The organism is Stenotrophomonas sp. STEN240 (assembly GCF_056756175.1).
The window spans coordinates 71599-91806 of sequence record NZ_JBRRBO010000005.1 but is presented as its reverse complement, the minus strand read 5'-3'; the positions used below and the strand labels follow the sequence as shown (position 1 = coordinate 91806).

Sequence of the window (20208 nt, the reverse complement as noted above, 5' to 3'; positions counted from 1 at the left end):
GCTTTTGAGGGTGTTGGTGTTGGCTTTGGCTTTGGTTTTTGCTTTTGCTTTTGCTTTTTCTTTTGCTTTTCTCCTCTCCCCTTGCGGGAGAGGATGCCGAAGGCAGGAGAGGGGAAGCGGCGAAGCCGCTGCGCTCAAGCACCTCCAGATTGCATAGCCATCGGCAACCGAGCATTACCAGCTTCGCGGCTTACGCCGCTCCTACAAAAAGCTGGATGCCGAAGGCAGGAGAGGGTGCGGCGCAGCCGCAAGCGCTCAAGCACCCCCCAGATTGCGTAGCCATCGGCAACCGAGCATTACCAGCTTCGCGGCTTACACCGCTCCTACAATTGCTGCAGCCCCATCTCGTCTAACGCACGTGCACCGCTGCCACCGGCATGCGGTCCAGCGCCAGCCATGCGTCTTCGACCAGGTCACGTACCTGTTCCCAACGCAGCCGTGAGCCACCGCGTGCCTGTTCCCAATGTTCGGCAAGCTCCCCGTCGGTATCGCCGTTGCCACGCGGCCAGTCCGCCGCGTGCGTGGTCAGGGCGAAGGCATAGGCCGGTTGCAGGTCAAGCCAGCCGCGCGCACCGCGCCGCCGTCGGGCATAGTCCGCCAGGCTGTACTGCACGAAATCCTGCGCCACTTCGTCGGCTGCATGCTGACTGCGCCTGAGCCGGCCACGGCGCATCATCTTCGGATCGACACCGAACAGCGTCGGCGGCGCGGGGCTCTCGATACGATCGGGGCGGTACATGGCACAACCCTCCCAGTTGGGCGGTCACAGATACGCCCGGGGTCGTTAGCGAGGGGTGATCGGGGTGTTTAGGGGGATTTAGCTGAGCGACTGCGTCGATGAAGACAAGGGCAAAAGCAAGCAAAAGCACCCCTCCCCGGCCCTCCCCTTCGCTGTGCGAAAGGGAGGGGGCTGAGCGGCGCCTTCAGCTTTCGCCGAGGTCAATGGCCAATCACCGCGCCCACTGCCACTGCAGCCCCACGGTAACGCTGCGATCCGGCCCCGGCTCGTAATAGCGCTGGTTGCCGTCATTGACGATCACCGAGCCGATGTAGCGCTGGTCCAGCAGGTTGTCCACGCGTGCGAACGCGCGCAGCGGCCCGCGCACCGTGGCCCATTGCCGCGCCATTTCCAGGTTGACCAGGCCGTAACCCGCCGCATTGGCAGTGCCCAGGTCGTTGACCCCGATAGCACTGGCGGCCACCAGTTCCGCCGCCCATTGCCACGGGCCTGGCTGCCACTGCCAACGTGCAAACAGTTGCTGCTGCGGCACCCCCGGCAAACGCGTTCCGGCCGCCACCTCGTTCGTGGGCTGGTTGCAGGGCGAGGGCAGGCCGGTGCAGGTCAGGTAGGCCTGGCGCACCTTGGCCTGCAGCCAGGTATAGGCCAGTTGCAATTGCTGATCGGCACCAATCGGCTGCTGCCAGCTCAGCTCCGCACCCTGGCGGCGGGTGGCACCGATGTTGCGGTAGCTGCTGCGGCCGCCACTATTGGTCGCCACCGCCAGTTCGTCATCGCTGTCGGCACGGAACAGCGCCAGCTCCAGCCGCGCACCGCTTTGCACCCGCCATTTGCTGCCGATCTCGTAATTGCGCGTGCTGCCTGCGGCCAGATCCAGGGCCAGGCCGGCAGCACCGTCGGCGCGGTAGCCCAGTTCGTTGAAGGTCGGTGTTTCAAAACCACGCCCGGCCGAGGCGTACAGACGCAGGTCGTCGCTGGCGCGGAACACCACACCGGCAACCGGGGTAGTCGCTGAGTAATCGCGGCTGCCGCTGTCATCGGGATTGCCGGCGGTGATGTAGTGATCGCGCGAGCGGAACTGTACCTGGCTGTGGCGCGCACCCAGCAGCGCCGACCAGCGTGGGCTGAACTGCCACCAGGACTGCGCGAACTGGTCGAAGTTCTGTACCCGGTCCTGCTGATCGCGGCGCAGCCGGCCCTTGATGCCCAGCGTGCTGCCGACGAAGTTCTCGTAACCGCTGCGGTGTTGTTGCTGGCGGTCGGCATTGGCGCCGATCACCAGTTCCAGCGGCTTGCCGGCCAATTGCCCGTGCAGGGCCCAGCGCGCGTCCAGGCCGCCGTAATCGCTGTCCAGGTCGATCACCCCGCCCGAATGCAGCGGACTGTTCTGCGGCCCCGGTGGAATCGCCAGGAACTGTTCCACCGCGCGCTGGCCGGCATAGCCCATCAGCCGCCAGGTCTGCGCGCCACGCTCCGCGCTGTAGACCGCACCAGCCTGGTTCTGCCGCACCGATTTGCGGGTGTTGTATTGCGTGGCGACCGCCGTGGCCTGGCGCGGGTTGTCGCGCACCTGCTCGCGGCTCAGGCCCAGCGGGTCCTGTGCATGTGGCGCATCAAAGCCGTTGAACAGCAGCTCCAGCCGCTGGCCGACCGCCAGCTCGAAGCCCAGACGCGCATTCACCGATTCCCGCCGGGCCGCGCTGTGCTCACGCCAGCCGTCGGTACGGAAGTGGTTGGCCGCCACGTTGTAGTGCATTGCCCCGGCCAAGCCCTTGAGCTGCACGCCGGTGCTGGAGCTGTTGTTGCTGCCGTAGCTGCTGCGCAGCCGCCACGGATCGCCTTCCTGCCCGTCCGCGCTCCACAACTGCAGCACGCCACCGGAGGAGTTGCCGTACAGCGCCGAGAACGGCCCGCGCAGCACTTCCACCCGCTCCGCGCCAAACACGTTGAAGTGGGACAGCTGGCCCTGGCCATCGGGCATGGTCGCCGGCACCCCGTCGACCAGCAGCCGCACGCCGCGCACGCCGAAGGTGGAGCGCGCCCCAAAGCCACGCAGGGACAGCTGGGTGTCCTGTGCATAATTCTGCCGGTCACGTGCCAGCAAGCCGGGCACTGCGCCCAGCACTTCGGAAAGCTGCGCGCCACGGCCATTGCCGTCGGCATCCACAGCCAGCGTGGTGCTGGAGGCGGGCAGGTCGAAATCATCCACCGCGTGGACCTTGGCCGCCTGGACCTGCACCCGATCCAGCGTTGGGGTGGGCAACTCGTCGGCCAGCGCCGGCAACGCCAGCATCAGCCCGGAAAACGCAAAAAACCGATTACAAGTACGCATCCAGCCATCATCTCCGATCCGCAGAGGCAGCGTCATCGCCCCACGCGCTGAAGTTCCAGCTGAAACCCTACGGCCACGGGGCTCCAGCCCTGTTACGATAATGCGGTTCTGAGCGCGCTTTTGCTGCATCGCCGCGCCGAACGCCCCCACTCCCCGCCACTGATACGAGTATCGCCGTGTCCTTCTTTGCAAACGTCGAACAGGTTCCTGGTGACCCGATTCTGGGTCTGACCGAGGCTTACAACGCTGACAGCCGCACCACCAAGGTCAATCTTGGCGTGGGCATCTACTACGACGAGAGCGGCCGTATTCCGCTGCTGCGCGCCGTCAAGCAGATCGAGCAGACGCTTGCCGCCGAGGCCAAACCGCGCGGTTACCTGCCCATCGACGGCCTGCCGGCCTACACCCAGGCCACCCAGAAGCTGGTATTCGGCGAAGGCTCGGATCTGCTGGCCGCTGGCCGCGTTGCCACCTCGCAGACCGTTGGCGGCAGCGGTGCGCTGCGCGTCGGTGCCGACCTGCTCAAGCGCCTGCTGCCGCACGCCACCATCGCCATCAGCAACCCGAGCTGGGAAAACCATCGCGCCGTGTTCGGCGCCGCCGGTTTTGACGTGGTCGACTACTCCTATTACGACAACGCCGCGCACGGCCTGGATTTCGCCGGCATGCTGGCCGACCTGCAGAAGCTGCAGCCGGGCACCGTGGTGCTGCTGCACGCCTGCTGCCACAACCCGACCGGCGCCGACCTGAGCACCGAGCAGTGGAAGCAGGTTGCCGCGCTGCTGAAGGACCGCCAGCTGTTCCCCTTCATCGACATGGCCTACCAGGGCTTCGACAAGGGCATCGAGCAGGACGGCCAGGCCGTACGCATCGTCGCCGAGGCCGGCATCGACAGCTTCATCGTCGCCAACTCGTACTCCAAGTCGTTCTCGCTGTACGGCGAGCGCGTGGGTGCGTTGTCGGTGGTGGGCCCGGATGCAACCTCGACCAAGGCCGTGCAGTCGCAGGTCAAGCGCATCATCCGCACCATCTACTCCAGCCCGTCCACTCATGGTGCCGCCCTGGTGGCCGGCGTGCTGGGCAGCGGCGAGCTGCGTGGCGTGTGGGAAGCCGAGCTGACCGAAATGCGTGAGCGCATCCACGCCCTGCGTGCGGGCATGGTGCAGAAGCTGGCCGCCCTGGGCGCGCCGGAGTTCGGCTTCATCCAGCAGCAGGCCGGCATGTTCTCCTACTCGGGCCTGAGCAAGGCACAGGTAGACACGCTGCGTGACGACTACGGCATCTACGCCGTCGGCACTGGCCGCATCTGCGTGGCCGCACTGAGCCAGAACAACCTGGACTACGTGGCCAAGGCGGTTTACGAAGTCAGCCGCGGCTGATTCATCGTTGCTGCTGATGTGTTGAAAAAGCCCGGGGAAACCCGGGCTTTTTTGTGGTTTTAGGGTTGTGGATAAGGCTGTGGAGTAAGAGCTCTAAAGCTTTAAAGCACCCCTCCCCAACCCTCCCCTTGCCTCCGGCAAAGGGAGGGGGCGGTTCCTGCAGCCGGCACTATCTTGCGCAACCGCAGCTTTGCCCCCTCCCTTTGCCGCAGGCAAGGGGAGGGTTGGGGAGGGGTGCTCTTGCAACTGCAACTGCAACTGCAACTGCAGTTGCAGTTGCAGTTGCAGTTGCCCCCAGCCTTATCCACAACCCCTAGGGATATCCACAGCTAGCCCGGCACCACCCAGGTAACCACCACCGCAGCCGCCACCATCGCCCCCAGCCCAAAGGCCACACCGGCACCATAACGCCCGCCACCACTGGCAAACGCCAGCACCGACTTGGCCAACGACGCCGAGGCCAGCAAGGCCACCACGCCCCAGCGCGCCTGCGCCAACTCCAGGCCACCCGAGGCGGTCAGCCCGGCAATGCTGGCTGCCGCCGCATGCAGCTCCCCCAGAGCGGCAATCGTCGCCCCGGCCAAGGCGCCGGCCTGTCCGAACAGCTGTCGCAGCCCTTCGGACAACAGCAGCACCACCGCAATCACCAGCGCGATCAACAAGGCGTGCTTGAGCTGGAAGGCCTTCGCGGTTGGCCCCTGCGGCACTGCTTCATCGGCTACATGGCGCAGCCCCAACGCCGAACACAGCAGCAGCACCAGTGCCGCTGCCGCCAGCGGCCACGCCGAAACTTTCAGCAATGTCGGCGAACTGGTACCGATAACCGCCGCAAACAGCAGCAACGATGCAAGGTTGGCCAACAAGGCCGCAGCCACTGAAGGCATCACCAACCCCGGCGCGCCACGGCTGCCGCGGCCAAACCCGGCCACTGCCGCGGTGGAGGAGGCAAAGCCGGAAAAGAACCCGGCCACCGGCAAGCCCCAGCGCGCGCCCACCGCCCGCAAGGCGATGTGACCGAGCATGCCCACGCCCATCACCAGCACTACGATCTGCCACAGCTTGGACGGCACCAGCACGCCCCAGGGGTCAACCGCACGGTCAGGCAGCATCGGCAGCACCACCAGCGCGCAGGCCGCCAGCAGCAGGGCGTCACGTACTTCCTGATCGCTGATCACTTCCCGGCTCAGCCGCGCCAATGGCGCCTTGGCCCACAGCAGGATGGCCACCACCACGCCCAGTGCCGCAGCCAAGGCCTGCTGTTGCATGCCAAGGCCGCCCAGCAGCACGGTTATCAACAGGGCGATCTCACCGGTCAGACCGGGATCCTCACGCGAGGTCACGCGATAGCTGGTCCAGGCGAGCGCCGCTACGGCCAGCAGGGCCACCACGAACACCGCTTGGCCCAGCATCAGCCCGGCCGCGCCCAGCAAGGCGGCCAACGCGTGCGTGCGCACGCCCGCCTGCAGGCTGGTGCGGCCACCGTGCTGGCGCTCGCGCACCGCACCGATCAGCAGGCCGATGCCCAAGGCAGTCAACAAACCGTGTATGGCCTGATTCCAATCCATCGTGTTCTCCAGCAAGGCCCTGAATGGTACGAAGCCTGTGGATAAAGCCAATACCCACGGACTTATCCACATCTCATTCGCAGATGGAGTTATCCCCAATCGCTTGTGGATAACCCTGCTGCGCCAGCCATGCCGGGGATTTTCTCCGTCGGCCCAGTGGCGCAACGCAGCGGCTGCTGGCGGCTGTCCATATTTGTCCACAGAAAGACAAAGTCTGGCCATGGCTCGTAAAAAAAGGGCCCAGCCGCGACAATAGCCGCCCTTTCGTCTGAAGGTAGCTCCCGTCCATGTCCCGTACGTCGCTGACCCGTTTCCTGATCGAAGAACAGCATGCCAAGCGCATCAACGCCGACCTGCGCCAACTGGTGGCCGTCGTCGCCCGCGCCTGCACCAGCATCTCGATCGCCGTCAGCAAGGGCGCCCTGGGCGGCGTACTGGGTGATGCCGGCACCGGCAACGTGCAGGGCGAGGCGCAGAAGAAGCTCGATGTGATCTCCAACGAGATCCTGCTCGAAGCCAACGCCTGGGGCGGCCACCTGGCCGCCTGTGCCTCCGAGGAAATGGACCACAGCCAGCTGGTGCCATCGGAATATCCACAGGGCGACTTCCTGCTGCTGTTCGACCCGCTGGATGGCAGCTCCAACATCGACGTCAACGTCTCGGTCGGCACCATCTTCTCGGTACTGCGTGCGCCCAAGGGTGTGGATAACCCGGGCGACGAGCACTTCCTGCAGCCGGGCACCCAGCAGGTGGCTGCCGGTTACTGCATCTACGGGCCCAGCACCATGCTGATCCTGACCGTCGGCCACGGCACCCACGCCTTCACCCTGGACCGTGAAACCGGCGAGTTCGTGCTGACCCAGCGCGGCATGCAGGTGCCGGCGGACACCAAGGAATTCGCCATCAACATGTCCAACCAGCGCCATTGGGAGGCGCCGATGCAGGGCTATGTGGCCGATCTGCTGGCCGGCAAGGAAGGCGTGCGCGCCAAGGACTTCAACATGCGCTGGATCGCCTCGATGGTGGCCGACGTGCATCGCATCCTGACCCGCGGCGGCATCTTCATCTACCCGTGGGACAAGAAGGACCCGTCCAAGGCCGGCAAGCTGCGCCTGATGTACGAAGCCAACCCGATGGCGCTGCTGGTGGAGCAGGCCGGCGGCGCCGCCACCGATGGCCGCGAGCGCATCCTCGACATCGCCCCGACCCAGTTGCACCAGCGCGTGCCGGTGTTCCTCGGCTCGAAGAACGAAGTCGCCGAAGCCACCCGCTACCACCGCGACCACGACGCCTGAGCAACCGCTCCTGTTTCGCGCAAAGCCCCGGGGGCACGGCGCTTACCCGGGCTACGGCTGTGCGTAGTGCCGAGCCATGCTCGGCAGGGGCTTTCCCGGTAAACCAAACTGGCATTGCTTGGTAAGGCCCCTTGCCGAGCATGGCTCGGCACTACACATGCGGGGCGGTTCGCGCCACCATCGGCGGTAGCTCTCCGGAGATACCGTCGATGCGCGGATTCATCATGCTGTTGATGCTGCTGGCTCCCAGCTGGGCCTGGGCACAAACATCCACAACGCTGGAACAGGCCGACGCGGCCTGGAACCAGCTGCGCCTGCATGGCGATGCCAAGGCACTGGCGCCCTTGCTGGCCGACGACTGGCTGCTCACCCATTCCGATGGCCGTGTGCAGCACAAGGCCGACTACCTGCAGGAACTGGCAACACGTCAGCGCCGCAATACCCGCATCGACAACGAAGACGTGCAGATTCGTCAGCATGGCGATACCGCGGTGATCACCGGTACCAGCGTGCAGGCCGCCATCAGCGATGGCAAACCCTGGGAGGGCAGGTTCCGCTTCACCCGCGTCTGGCTGCTGCGCGACGGCCAATGGCAGATGCTGGCCTCGCATTCCTCACGGCTGGCGGAGACCACGCAATGAGCGTGCCCGACTTCATCGAGGTCTACGACAACGTACTGACCGCTGCCGATTGTGCAGCCATCGTCGAACGCCTGCGCCGCAGTACACAGCTCACGCCCGGCCAGGTCGGCAGCGGCGTATTCCCAGAACTCAAGCGCAGCCACGACCTGCGCATCAGCGGCAACGACGGTTGGCGCGATGTCGAACAGCGCCTGCAGCATGCCGTTTTCAACGGCATGCTGCATTACCTGCGGCGTTACCCACAGGTTTTGATTTCGCCGTTGATGCTGCAGGTGCCCGACGCGGAAGGCCAGGCGCGGCGACTGGGTGCGGATGATTTCCAAGGGATGGACGATGCCGCGCTATCCGAACTCGCGCGCACCTGCCTGCGACCCGGCGCGATCAACCTGCAGTGGTATACAGCGGGCGAGGGCGGCTATCCGTATTGGCACTGCGAACTGTTCCCGCGCGACCCGGGCGGCGAAACCCTGCACCGCCATCTGCTATGGACGCTGTATCTCAACGATGGCTTCGAAGACGGCGAGACCGAGTTTCTGTTCCAGCAACGCAAGGTGGTGCCGCGTACCGGTAGCCTGTTGATTGCACCGACAGCCTTCACCCACACCCATCGCGGTAATCGCCCGCAGGGTGGGGATAAGTTCATTGCGACGAGTTGGATATTGTTCCAGTCGGCGCAGCGCTTGTATGGGGATGGTGGCTGATCCCTATCACTCACAGGGATTGCCCGCCTCACCGGTAGAGCCGAGCCATGCTCGGCTGAAGCTTTACCCGTAAACCCCATGTAGGAGCGGCGTAAGCCGCGACGCTGGCAATCCATCCGGGGTGGTGATGCCCTGCAGTTTCATTGCTGCCGGCTTCGCGGCTTACGCCGCTCCCACAACTGACATCGCGTGCTGCCGAGCATGGCTCGGCACTACAGTTGCGCGCCTAGAACAACTCGCCCTGCAGCGATGGCTTCTTCGGTGGCAGCGGGGCGATGAATTTGCTGCAGTCCAGCCATGGCCATTGCTGACGCGATGCGTTGAAGCCCAGCCGCTTGCTGGCAAGTTTGAAGCGGTTTGCCAGCAGGTCGGCATACACACCTTCGCCGCGCATGCGCTTGCCGAACTGGCTGTCGTAATCCTTGCCGCCGCGCAGTTGGTTGATGGTGCTCATCACATGCTCCGCGCGCTGTGGGTAATGCGCGTCCAACCAGTCGCGGAACAGCGGTGCCACTTCGTAGGGCAGACGCAGCAGCACATAACCGGCGCTGCTGGCGCCGGCCTCGCGTGAGGCTTCCAGCACCGCTTCCAGTTCGGCGTCGTTGATCCATGGAATCACCGGCGCCACCATCACGCCTACCGGAATACCGGCATCGCTCAACCTGCGCATCGCACGCAGCCGTGCATGCGGTGCCGACGCACGCGGTTCGAGTTTGGCCGACAGATGCGGGTCCAGCGAAGTCACCGAGAAGTGCACGCTGACCAGCTGCTGCTCTGCCAAAGGCGCGAGCAGATCCATGTCGCGCTCGACCAGCGCGTTCTTGGTGATCAGCGAGAACGGATGCCTGGTTTCCTGCATTACCTCGATCAGCTGGCGGGTGATGCCCAGCTTGCGTTCGATGGGCTGGTAGGCGTCGGTGTTGATACCCAGCGCTATCGGCTGCGGCACGTAGCCAGGCTTGGACAGCTCGCGCCGCAACACTTCAGCCGCATTGGTCTTGGCGAAGATCTTGGTTTCAAAATCCAGGCCCGGCGACAGGTTCAGATAGGCATGCGTCGGCCGCGCGAAACAATACGAGCAACCATGCTCGCAGCCACGGTAGGGATTGACCGATTGGCTGAAGCCCACGTCCGGCGAGTTGTTGCGGCTGATGATGCTGCGCGCGGTTTCCGGGCGCACGTCGGTGCGCAGCCTGGCCTCGGCGAATTCCTCGCTCTCATCGACCGCCCAGCCGTCATCGACAGCTTCGCTGGTCTGGGTTTCGAAACGGCCGGGCAGGTGGGTGCTGGCACCGCGGCCCTTGATCGGGGTAGGCATATGCCTACGCTAACGCGGCTTGGTCGCAGGATCTGCGACAAGCCGCATTCATCCAGCGCGCGCTTCAGCCAGCCTTGGGCTTGATCACCAGGGTGGCGCTCATGCCGGCGCTGAGCACGGCATCGGCCGGTACCGAGGCCGGGTCGATGCTCACCCGCACCGGCACGCGTTGTGCCAGCCGCACCCAGTTGAAAGTAGGTTCGACCTCGGCCAGCAGATTGCTGCCGGTAGGGCCGGCTGCATCAGCCACACCGGTGGCAATGCCTTCGACCTTGCCCCGCAGGTGCAGGCCGCCGGCCATCAGGCGGATATCCACAAGGTCGCCGCGATGGATCTTCGGCAGCTTGGTTTCCTCGAAGTAGCCGTAGACCCACATGCCTTCGCTGGCGACCAGCGCCATCCGCGCCTGGCCGGCGGCGGCGTAGTCGCCCACGCGCACGTCGAGGTTGGTGATGGTGCCGTCGGCGCTTGCGCGTACTTCGGTGCGTGCCAGCTCCAGCTGTGCCTGCTGCAGGATGACGCGCGCCTGCTGCAGGGCCGCGCTGGCCTGCTGGCTGCCAGCGCTGGCGGCATGCGCGCTGGCCTGTGCCTGCTTCCAGCTGGCCTGTGCGGCCTGCGCTACCGCACGGGCATCGGCCTGCGATTCGCGCGAGACGATGCCGTCGAGCTGGGCGCGACGCTGTGCCTGCTCCTGGCGCATCTGGAACTCGGCCTGGCTGGCGTTGGCACCGGCACTGGCGGCGGAAATCGAGGCGCCCGCCGCACGTGCAGCGGCTTCAGCGGCCTGCAGATCGGCCTCGGCCTTGGCCACCGCCAGGGCATAGCGGTCACGGTCGATGACGAACAGCAGCTCGCCCTTCTTGACCAGTTGGTTGTCATGCACGGCCACCTCGGTGACCAGGCCGGACACATCCGGCGCAAGACGCACCACTTCGGCACGCAGGCGTGCATCGCGCGTCCATGGCGTAAGCATGTATTGGTGCCAGACCACGTAGGCAAGCACTGCGGCAAGCAGCACCACCACGCTGGTGACACCACCTCGTATCAGGCTGGCGGTTTTCATCGGTACATCCTCAATCAGAAAAGTGTGGCAGGAGCAACAACAGCGCCATGCAGTAAATGCTGGCAAACAAGGCCACCCGCACCAGCGAGGGGTGCAGCGCGCGGCGGTACAGACCAACCCGGCCCAGGCCGTAATCGAGCAGGCCGAACAACGGCAGCAGCAGCACCACCAGCACCAGCGCGCCGGGGAAATAGATACCGCCCATGGAAACTTCAAACGGCATGACGGGCCTCCTTCAGGCGTTGCTGGCGGCGGGAACGTTGCACATAGGCGGCCAGCACCGAGGCGCTGTCATCCAGACTCATCTGCAGCAGGTAGAGGTGATCGCGCACCGCGCGCAGCGCCTGCGGCTGTGGGCCGGCCAGTTCGCTCAGTGCGGCACGCACGCTGGCCTTGGCATCACGCAGGGTGCGTGCTTGCGGTTCGCGGTAGAGCTGGCCCAGTTGTGCCAGTGCCTGTTCGATCAGGGTGCGCAGCGTGGCAGGCAGTTGTTGCTCGGCCAGGTCGTGGCGCAGGTCGATCGCGCAATGCCCGGTTTCGTGGACCAGCAAGGCCCATTCGAACAGCTGCCGTGACGGCCGGCTGCCCGGCGTGGTGCGGCTGGCTACCTGCTGGAACAGTTCGCGGCTGACGCTCTCGAACTTCGGCAACAGGCCGGGCAGGGGCGCTGTCACCGCCAGCTGCACCTGTGCGCGCAGGCGCTCCAGCAGGCGCCGCTGGCGCTGTTTGCTGCCGGGCAGGCCTGGCACCAGCATGAACACGCCGGTTGCGATGAAGGCGCCGACTGCCAGCGTCAACGAGTTGTCCAGGTAGGTCTGCGCGCTGGGATGGAAATGCGGGCCCATGTTCCACGACACCAGGATGCCAACGTTCAACGCCATGCCAATCACCGCGAAGCGCGGCCGGGTGGAGATGTACAACGAGGCGATCATCGACGGCAGGGTCAACAGCACCAGCATCGGAAAGTCGCTGGCCAGTGCCATCACAACGAAGCCTGGCAGAGCGAAGAACGGCGCGATCACATGGCCGATGGTGGCGCGACGCACCACCCATAGCGGATCCGGTGCAGCCGAAGACATCGCCACCAGCGCGGCCATGCCGAACACCGCCAGGCCGCCCTGGTTCCAGCTGCTGCTCAACCACAGCAGCGACAAGGCCAGCATCACCACGAAGCAGCGCACGGCCGCCAGGGCAATCGCATACCAGTCGTTGGCGCGGCTGAAACGCACCTTGCTAAGCCGTGGTGCGCCCACGCGCAGGCGCCCATGGCCGGTTTCCATTCGCGCTTTGGCGCCGAGATAGGCCTGCAACTCCTCGGCGAAACGGCGCACCAGCAAGGTGCTGGCGTCGAAGCCGGCCTGCAGGTCTACCGGTAGCGCGCGCCGTTCGCGGGCAAACACTCCATCAAGTTGTCCACACCAATGCTGCAAGGCCTTGGCCAACGCCGGCACGTCATCGCGCAGAGTGCTGTCGTCCAGCAGCTGCGATAGCGGTTTCAGGCTTGCCCGGATCGCCGCGACCAGGGCTTCATCCTTGCTGCGGCGCAGCCTATCGATATGGTGGTGCAGCGCCTGGAAGCGCGATGTGGCTGCCATGAAGTGCTGGTTGATCAGCTTGAGCTGGCCGTTGCTGCTGCGCAGGATCGGGTCATCGAACCAGGCCATGGCACGCAGATCCTCGAACTGGATTGCGCCCTGCACCACGCGGCTCTGGGTGCGCTCGATCACCTCGAAGCCCTGCAGCCGGCCGCCGATGGCATCGGCGACGAAGCCGAGAAAGTCATTGAGGTTGCCGTCATCGGCCGCACGCAGGCCGGCGCGCAGGCGGTTGGGCCACAGCACGTCGAACACCACGCTGGTCACTGCCATGCCCAGCAGCACCTCGCCGGTGCGTTCCAGCGCGCTGTTGAGGATGTTCTGCGGGTGGTTGAGCACCGGAAACACGATCATCGCCACGGTGTAGCCGGACAGCACAAAGCCATACGAGGCCATGCCACGGCTCCACACCGAGCCGCCGGCACAGAAGCCGGCCCACAGCGCCATCACCGTTACCAGCGCCACCGGGCTCTGCGGAAACACCGACACCATCAGCACCGCCATCGCGCAGCCCACCACGGTGCCTACGCCACGGTAGAACGCCTTGGCCAGCACCATGCCGGTATTGCGGTTCATCACCACCAGCACGGTGATCATCGCGGTGCCGGGCGAGCTCATGCCCAGCCGCATCGCGATCCAGCCGGACAGGTACAGGGCCACCAGCACCTTGCCGATGTAGGCCCACACCGCGCGTTCGCCGCTCATGGCCTGGGCGAAGGTATGCAGCAAGGTGTTGGGGGACTTCGTGTCAGGAGACTTCTGCGCGTCCGGCGCGTGCTCAGCCGGGCGGGTGCTCATGGCTGCTGTTCCAGCCCGATCAGGATGCGGGTCAGCACGGTTTCGGTGTGGCGCAGTTCTTCCGGCTCGACGCCACTGAAGAACCGCTGCAGCTGCTGGATCACCGCCGGCATCACCTGCTCGATCAGTTGTTCACCGGCCGGGCTCAACCGCACCACCAGCTTGCGCCGGTCCTCGGCGCTGGGTTCGCGGCTGACCAGGTCCTTGGCCAGCAGCTGGTCGATCAGGCGGGTGACATTGGACGACTTCTCGCTGGCCGCCTCGCTGATCTCCGACGGGCTCAGGCCTTGCTCGGAGCCATCCAGCATCATCAGCACGTTGTACTCCGGGTGGGAGATACCGTAATCGCGCATCAGCTGGTTGCCGTGGTCGCAGAACAGCTTGTGCACCAGCTTGATCAGCCGCGCCAGCATGGCTTGGTCACGCGGAAAGCCGGGATGGCGCCGGCTGCTGATCGCCAGCTTCTGGTCGATGCTGGCATAGCCGCCGGCGGCGGGAAGGGGTTTGTCCATCCCGGTATATTACACTTATGTAGTAATTGATGCAACGCACAAACAACAGCGAGGCTTGTGGGAGCGGCGTAAGCCGCGAAGCTGGCATTGCCGCCGCGCCCTGTACATGGCCGGTGCCTCGCCTGGTCCGGGCTTTTGAAGCCGGATAGATCCCCGGCTTCGCGGCTTACGCCGCTCCTACAAAACAGCGGCTGGGCGGCCAATGTCCGCAGGCTGCGCAGAGGTGTGCTTGTGGGAGCGGCGTAAGCCGCGAAGCTGGCATTCCCGCCGCGCGCTGTACATGCCCGGTGCCTCGGCTGGTCCGGGCTTTTTGAAGCCGGATAGTTCCCTGGTTTCGCGGCTGACGCCGCTCCTACAAAACAGCGGCTGGTCGGCGGATGCCCGCAGGCTGCGCAGAGGCTCACATGTAGGAGCGGCGTCAGCCGCGAAGCTGACATTCCCGCCGCGCGCTGTACATGCCCGGTGCCTCGCCTGCTCCGGGCTTTTTGAAGCCGGATAGATCCCTGGCTTCGCGGCTTACGCCGCTCCCACAAGCCCGCAAGAACAACCAGGGCCCCGGTCGTCCTCGGCATGGCTAGAATCGGCGGATGCGCGAAGCCCTCCAAGACCTGTGGACAAGTCTGTCCAGCATTCCCTACGTCGCCCAGATCCTGGCCGCCGCCTACCTCACCTATCTGCTCGTGCTGGCCTGTTACATCGTGCTGCAGAAGCGCGAGCCGGTGGCGACGCTGAGCTGGATCCTGTCGCTGGCCGCGCTGCCGTATATCGGACTGTTCGTGTTCTACCTGATCGGGCCACAGAAAATCGTGCGCCAACGCCTGCGCCGTGGCCGCTCCCGCGAGGGCATGAGCACCTATGACGCGGTATGCCCGCCCGATGCCAACTGCACCGAACTGTCACGGGTAGGGCAGGCCACCACCGGCCTGTCCCCGAGCACCGCCACCGATGTCGACTGGCTGCTGGATGGCGCGGCCACCTATGCGGCGATCATCGACGCCATCGGCAAAGCGCGCCGCCACGTCAACCTGGAGTACTACATCTTCGAGCCGGACCACGCCGGCACCGCCATGCGCGATGCACTGGTGGAACGCGCGCGCGCTGGCATCAAGGTGCGCCTGCTGCTTGATGCGGTGGGCTCGTCCAAGATCCGCAAGCGTTTCCTGCAGCCGCTGCTTGATGCCGGCGCGGAGGTCGCCTGGTTCCATCCGCGCCAGCTGCTCAAGCCGCTGAAGCGGCCGTGGTTGAACATGCGTACCCACCGCAAGCTGGTGGTGGTCGATGGCGAGGTGGCCTTTACCGGCGGCATCAATGTCACCGACGAGGAAGACGACAGCCGCAACCCCAATGCCTATCGCGATCTGCATATGCGCATCCGCGGCCAGGTTGTCCTCAGCCTGCAGCTGGTGTTCCTGGAGGATTGGATCTATGCCACCGAGCAGGGCCCGGAGGCATTCGAGCGCGCCGACCTGTTCCCGGCCGATGTACCCAGCCGCGCGCAGGGCAGCATTGATGCGCAGGTGCTGGTATCCGGCCCGGACTCGGCCTGGGAGCCGATCCACCGCCTGCATGTGGCCGCCATCCAGGAAGCCAAGCGCCGGGTCTGGCTTGTCACTCCGTACTTCGTGCCCGGCGAGGCCGCGCGCATGGCCCTGACCTCGGCCGCGCTCGGTGGGCTGGACACACGCCTGATGGTGCCCAAGCAGAGCGACTCCCGGTTCGTCACCCTGGCCGCGCGCTCCTACTTCGATGAGCTGCTGGAAGCGGGTGTGCGCATCTTCGAATACGGCCCGCGCATGTTGCACAGCAAGGCCTTCATCGCCGACGACGACACCTGCATCGTCGGCACCGCCAACTTCGATCACCGCAGCTTCCGCCTGAATTTCGAGCTGTCGATGATGTACACCGACCGCAAGCTCACCGGCGAACTGGAGGCCATCCTGCAGGCCGAGTTCGACAGCGCCGAAGAAGTGCAGCCCATCCGCGACCGCTCGCTGTGGCGCAAGCGCCTGCCCGAAGCCTTCGCGCGGCTGGCCTCGCCGCTGCTGTAACCCCGGCAGCGCAACCGCCCACGTCCGGCGTTGCAGCCGTGCGCGGCCGGGCAGGCGGCTTGTCCACCGTTTCACCCGTTTTACCCATTCGCAGGTACAGCGGCCACGCGGGCGGGACGGCGTGGAATCGGCACAGCCCACGCCGTTACACTGCACACCTCTGATGGGGAGATCGTCATGTACTGGCTGTTTCTATTGCTTGCGCTGGGGGCGTTCCTGCTCGCCTTCTCCACCACCCACAGCTGGCTGCTGGTCCTGGCCCTGCTTGCGGCGTTGGTGTTCCTGTTGCTGTGGGCCAAAGGCCTGTACGTGGCCCGCTTTGGTGGCATGAACACCGTGCCGCGGCCGCTGCATGCCGCCGAACTGCAGGCCCTGCGCGCGCAGCTGCGCCCCGCTGCCGAGCCCGCCACGGCAGCGCCTGCACCGGCGGTCACGCCAGCGCCGGCAAGCCCTGCTGCCGGCGACCGTGAGCTGCCACAGTCATGACCGTGCTCAGCGTCAACGTCAACAAGATTGCCGTGCTGCGCAATTCGCGCGGCGGCAATGATCCGGATGTGGTTCGCGCGGCAATGACCTGCCTGCGTGCCGGCGCGCACGGCATCACCGTGCACCCGCGCCCGGACCAGCGGCATATCCGCGCCGCCGACGTGCTGATGCTGTCCGCGCTTACCCAGCAACACGGCGTCGAGTTCAACATCGAGGGCAACCCGTTCGCGCCGCCGCGCGAGGGCTATCCCGGCCTGCTCGAACTGTGCGAACAGACCCGTCCGGCACAGGCCACGCTGGTGCCCGACAGCGATGGCCAGCTGACCTCCGATCATGGCTTCGATTTCGACCGCGATGGCGCACGCCTGCGGCCGCTGATCGCTACGCTGAAGTCCTATGGCTGCCGGGTCAGCCTGTTCGTTGATGCGGGCAATCCGGATATCGCCCAGGCCGCTGTGCTGGGTGCCGATCGCGTCGAGTTATACACAGGCCCCTACGCCGAAGCGCATGCTGCCGGCGATCCCTGGGAGTCGTTGGCCGTGTTTGCCGACGCGGCGCGCCGCGCGCAGGCAGCGGGGCTGGGCGTCAACGCCGGCCACGACCTGTCGCAGGCCAACCTGAGCGCGTTCCTCGCCCACGTCCCCAATGTGCTGGAAGTCTCCATCGGCCACGCCTTGATCAGCGAAGCCCTGTATACCGGGCTGGAAGCGAGCGTGGCAGGCTATCTGGCAGCCATTGCCGAAGCCGAGAACCTGAGCAGCTAAGCCGGTCCAGGTTCGCCTGTGGCACAGCCAAGGCCAGGAAACAGCGCTGCGTTCCCCCAACGCCCTTGGCGCGCGCTACTCCGCGACGGCAACCGCTACGACCCGGCGGCCGCGCTGGCAGGGTAGGGATGAAATTGCATCCACACACTTATCCACATACGTTTCCACAGCATTTCGTAGGGCATTGACTGAACTGCTCAGCAGTGTGGATAAGCTAAATAGCGGCATTCGAGTCACGCCCGCAGCTTGCCAAATCTGGCCCTGCGGCATGTGCACGGCAACCTTATCCACAGGCAGCACGGCGGCTTCATGGGTGCGTACGACCACCTTCCATCGCACCCATGCAATCGGCCTGTAGCGACTGACGTCCTGCTGGTAATCCCGGCATGTGCAGGCTCGGCTTGGCAAGTGATGAAGTAATTCCGAATCAATGTCGGCTATACGCCGCTTATGTTCGGCCTTCTTCGCCGATTTATAGATTTCTGGAACTTTCAGGCTGCGCTTTCGGGCGTTTGTAAGCCGGTGCGAAAATGCCGTTTCTGATGCGGAACCTCTGGGATTCAGGCGGTGGATTGCCCGCTCCATCACGAGCCGGAAGAGTCCGGGCGGGCACTCCGTGTTGGCTTATCCACATGTACGCGACCGCAGGGTGGGGCAGGGCGGCTATGACGCAGCAGCAGTGATGCCAGTGAAGATATCCACAACCGAGGGTGCGGGTTCGCCGTGATCGTCTACCTCAAATGGAAGGCTTTCACGTGGAGCGTTGTGCAGTAATCCACAGGCCTTTCCGGCGGTTGGTGATCGGCGCCGGCGGCTCTGAGCTATCCACAATGTGTTGTGGATAAGTGGGTGCTGCGTAGGATTTCCAGAGATCTGTCTGCGTTGGACTGGCTTGGGAATCCGGCTCGATTTCTTTGGCAAGCGCGTGACCAGGCAGCAGCGCAGGGAGTGCTGAATGCTCGGTTTGCGGGCTGCTGTTTGTGGCTTCGGAAAAATCGGATGTCGTTTGAAAACGGCTGCTCCGGTCTGCCCTCACCCCAACCCCTCTCCCGTAAACGGGAGAGGGGCTTGATCTGCTGCTTCGGCATTTGTTCTGCCGCCATTGCCGCTACTGCCATCTTTGCCACTTCTGCATTTCTGCACTTCTGCCACCTTTGCCTTCGCTTACGCCGGAGCACCCGCCGCTTCCAGGACCGTATCTGGCAAACGCATTGGCAAAAAGCAATAAAAAAACAGCAAAAAAAAACGCCCCCACAAGGAGGGCGTTTTCCAGTCGCGTCATGACTTGGTGTTGCAGTATTGCTTACTGCACGAAGCCAATCTTCTTCATCTGAGCGTTCTTCGCCTGGGCCAGGATCTTGGCCATGACGTCGTACTCCGAATCCGGGCTTGCTTCGATGCGAAGTTCCGGCTGGTTGGTCGGATCCTTCTGTACTTCTTCTTCCATCTTCTGCTGCAGGTCGCCCACGTTGACTGGACTGTTGTTCCAGAAAACCTGGTTGCTTGAATCGACGCGCAGGTCGATCGGCGGCGGCGGCTCGCGCAGCTGCGGCGGCGGGTTGATAACCCGCTGCGGCAGATCCACGGCGATCGGATACGTCATGATCGGCGCGGTAACGATGAAGATGATCAGCAGGACCAGCATCACGTCCACGAGGGGCGTGACGTTGATGTCGGCCATTGGGCCCTTGTTTCCACCACTACTGAATGCCATGCCTTATTGCCCCTGTTTGTCTTTGGTGGCAACAAAACCGACGTCCAGCATGCCCTGACCCTGTGCGATCTTGGTGACCTCGTTGATCACCTTCATCTTGGTGGTCTTGTCACCACGCAGATTCAAGGGCGGCTGGGGGGTCTGCTGGGCAGCGGTCGCGAAACGGGATTCCAAGGTCTCCTTGGAGACCTCTTCGTCGTTCCAGTAGAGCTTGCCGTCTTCCTTGACCGCCACCGTAATCGGATTCTTGCGATCTGGCGCAGTATCCGGATTCTGGATCAGGTTGGCTTCCGGCAACTCCACCTTGACCTTATGGGACATCAGGGGAGCCGTGATGATGAAGATGATCAGCAGCACCAACATCACGTCCACGAGGGGAGTGACGTTGATCTCGGCCATTGGGCCGCTGCTGTTACCACTACTGAAAGCCATAACGGGCTCCGTCTATATCGTTGCGAAGACTTACTTAAGCTGCCGGATTAGCGAACGCGCGAACCGGTGGCGAAGAAGTCGTGCAGATCGTGAGCGAAGGTGTCGAACTTGCTGACAGTCGCGCTGTTGATCTTGCTGAAGAAGTTGAAGGCGAACACGGCCGGGATAGCCACGAACAGACCGATGGCGGTCATGATCAGTGCTTCACCCACCGGGCCGGCAACGGCGTCGATCGAGGCCGAACCGGTTGCACCGATCTTGATCAGCGCGCCGTAGATGCCCCACACGGTACCCAGCAGACCCACGAACGGAGCGGTTGCACCGACGGTGGCCAGCAGGATCATGCCGCCCTGCAGCTTGTTGGATTCGCGGGTCACGGCCTGACGCAGGGCGCGGTCAACGAACTCCGAACGGCTCAGGGTTTCCGAAGCACCAGCCTGCTGGTGGTGAGCGGCAGCCTGGGCAGCGTCCAGTGCGATCTTGGAGAACGGCTCCGAAGCCGGCTGTTCTTCCATGGCGCGGATGGCGTCCTGTGCGTTCGGGGCATCCCAGAACTGCGACGGCACACGATCAGCAGCCGACTTCAGGCGAGCGGTACGGAAGATGTTGATGACGGTCCAGTACCAGGACATGGCCGACATGATCACCAGGGTCAACAGAACAACCCAGGAAACGGCGAAGTCGCCCGGCTTGGTGGTCATTTCGTGGATCAGATGCTCGAAGCCCATCTGCGAGAGAGCGTTGTTTGCGTTGCCCCCGGCAGCAGCGGCGATGAAAATTTCCTGCAGCATGACGCTTACCTTTGTTGTGTGTGGTGTTAAAGGGT

General features: G+C 64.5%; 18 protein-coding genes. 7 read left to right on the top strand and 11 right to left on the bottom strand.

Annotated elements, in window-relative coordinates:
- Positions 1–349 precede the first annotated feature (349 nt).
- On the bottom strand, positions 350–673 hold the full coding sequence (locus ACVOKO_RS03765) for a hypothetical protein (RefSeq protein WP_346497492.1): 324 nt from the start codon (positions 671–673) through the stop codon (positions 350–352).
- Between the two features lie 277 nt (positions 674–950).
- Positions 951–3032 carry a TonB-dependent receptor family protein gene (locus ACVOKO_RS03760; RefSeq protein WP_346497490.1) on the bottom strand — a complete coding sequence of 694 codons (2082 nt, stop codon included), beginning with the start codon at positions 3030–3032 and terminating at the stop codon, positions 951–953.
- A gap of 215 nt (positions 3033–3247) precedes the next feature.
- Between ACVOKO_RS03760 and ACVOKO_RS03755 the strand changes: the two genes are divergently transcribed.
- Positions 3248–4450 (top strand): amino acid aminotransferase, encoded by a 1203-nt coding sequence (locus ACVOKO_RS03755; protein ID WP_346497416.1) that lies wholly within the window; start codon positions 3248–3250, stop codon positions 4448–4450.
- A gap of 329 nt (positions 4451–4779) precedes the next feature.
- On the opposite strand, the gene ACVOKO_RS03750 is transcribed toward ACVOKO_RS03755, so the two are convergent.
- Positions 4780–6015 (bottom strand): MgtC/SapB family protein, encoded by a 1236-nt coding sequence (locus ACVOKO_RS03750; RefSeq protein WP_346497414.1) that lies wholly within the window; start codon positions 6013–6015, stop codon positions 4780–4782.
- 287 nt (positions 6016–6302) lie between these two features.
- Between ACVOKO_RS03750 and ACVOKO_RS03745 the strand changes: the two genes are divergently transcribed.
- From ACVOKO_RS03745 to ACVOKO_RS03735, 3 genes are all read left to right on the top strand, one after another.
- Positions 6303–7310, top strand: a complete 1008-nt coding sequence (locus tag ACVOKO_RS03745; protein ID WP_346497412.1) for a class 1 fructose-bisphosphatase — start codon at positions 6303–6305, stop codon at positions 7308–7310.
- Between the two features lie 209 nt (positions 7311–7519).
- Complete coding sequence (locus tag ACVOKO_RS03740) at positions 7520–7951, top strand: nuclear transport factor 2 family protein (protein ID WP_346497410.1); 432 nt, start codon at positions 7520–7522, stop codon at positions 7949–7951.
- Entirely contained in the window at positions 7948–8652 is a 705-nt protein-coding gene (locus ACVOKO_RS03735; protein ID WP_346497408.1) for a 2OG-Fe(II) oxygenase, read from the top strand. Before ACVOKO_RS03740 ends, ACVOKO_RS03735 begins: the two co-directional genes overlap by 4 nt.
- 226 nt (positions 8653–8878) lie before the next feature.
- On the opposite strand, the gene ACVOKO_RS03730 is transcribed toward ACVOKO_RS03735, so the two are convergent.
- From ACVOKO_RS03730 to ACVOKO_RS03710, 5 genes are all read right to left on the bottom strand, one after another.
- Complete coding sequence (locus ACVOKO_RS03730; protein WP_346497406.1) at positions 8879–9970, bottom strand: PA0069 family radical SAM protein; 1092 nt, start codon at positions 9968–9970, stop codon at positions 8879–8881.
- 64 nt (positions 9971–10034) lie between these two features.
- Positions 10035–11033 (bottom strand): HlyD family secretion protein, encoded by a 999-nt coding sequence (locus ACVOKO_RS03725; protein ID WP_346497404.1) that lies wholly within the window; start codon positions 11031–11033, stop codon positions 10035–10037.
- A 10-nt stretch (positions 11034–11043) separates the two neighbouring features.
- Complete coding sequence (locus ACVOKO_RS03720) at positions 11044–11256, bottom strand: DUF1656 domain-containing protein (RefSeq protein WP_346497402.1); 213 nt, start codon at positions 11254–11256, stop codon at positions 11044–11046.
- Entirely contained in the window at positions 11246–13426 is a 2181-nt protein-coding gene (locus ACVOKO_RS03715; RefSeq protein ID WP_346497400.1) for an FUSC family protein, read from the bottom strand. Before ACVOKO_RS03715 ends, ACVOKO_RS03720 begins: the two co-directional genes overlap by 11 nt.
- Positions 13423–13938: a MarR family winged helix-turn-helix transcriptional regulator gene (locus tag ACVOKO_RS03710; protein WP_346497398.1), complete on the bottom strand. Its 516-nt coding sequence runs from the start codon at positions 13936–13938 to the stop codon at positions 13423–13425. Before ACVOKO_RS03710 ends, ACVOKO_RS03715 begins: the two co-directional genes overlap by 4 nt.
- Positions 13939–14525: 587 nt before the next feature.
- Between ACVOKO_RS03710 and cls the strand changes: the two genes are divergently transcribed.
- From cls to ACVOKO_RS03695, 3 genes are all read left to right on the top strand, one after another.
- Positions 14526–15986, top strand: coding sequence for a cardiolipin synthase (gene cls, locus ACVOKO_RS03705; RefSeq protein ID WP_346497396.1), 1461 nt, complete (start codon positions 14526–14528; stop codon positions 15984–15986).
- 177 nt (positions 15987–16163) lie between these two features.
- Positions 16164–16472, top strand: a complete 309-nt coding sequence (locus ACVOKO_RS03700) for a hypothetical protein (protein ID WP_346497394.1) — start codon at positions 16164–16166, stop codon at positions 16470–16472.
- Complete coding sequence (locus tag ACVOKO_RS03695) at positions 16469–17236, top strand: pyridoxine 5'-phosphate synthase (protein ID WP_346497392.1); 768 nt, start codon at positions 16469–16471, stop codon at positions 17234–17236. Before ACVOKO_RS03700 ends, ACVOKO_RS03695 begins: the two co-directional genes overlap by 4 nt.
- Positions 17237–18539: 1303 nt before the next feature.
- Here ACVOKO_RS03695 and ACVOKO_RS03690 read toward each other — a convergent pair.
- From ACVOKO_RS03690 to exbB, 3 genes are read right to left on the bottom strand one after another with little or no spacing between them, the layout of a single operon-like run.
- Positions 18540–18950, bottom strand: coding sequence for an ExbD/TolR family protein (locus ACVOKO_RS03690; RefSeq protein ID WP_346497390.1), 411 nt, complete (start codon positions 18948–18950; stop codon positions 18540–18542).
- Positions 18951–18953: 3 nt separating this feature from the next.
- Positions 18954–19382 (bottom strand): ExbD/TolR family protein, encoded by a 429-nt coding sequence (locus ACVOKO_RS03685; protein WP_346497388.1) that lies wholly within the window; start codon positions 19380–19382, stop codon positions 18954–18956.
- 47 nt (positions 19383–19429) lie between these two features.
- Complete coding sequence (gene exbB, locus ACVOKO_RS03680) at positions 19430–20173, bottom strand: TonB-system energizer ExbB (protein ID WP_057629874.1); 744 nt, start codon at positions 20171–20173, stop codon at positions 19430–19432.
- Positions 20174–20208: the final 35 nt, after the last annotated feature.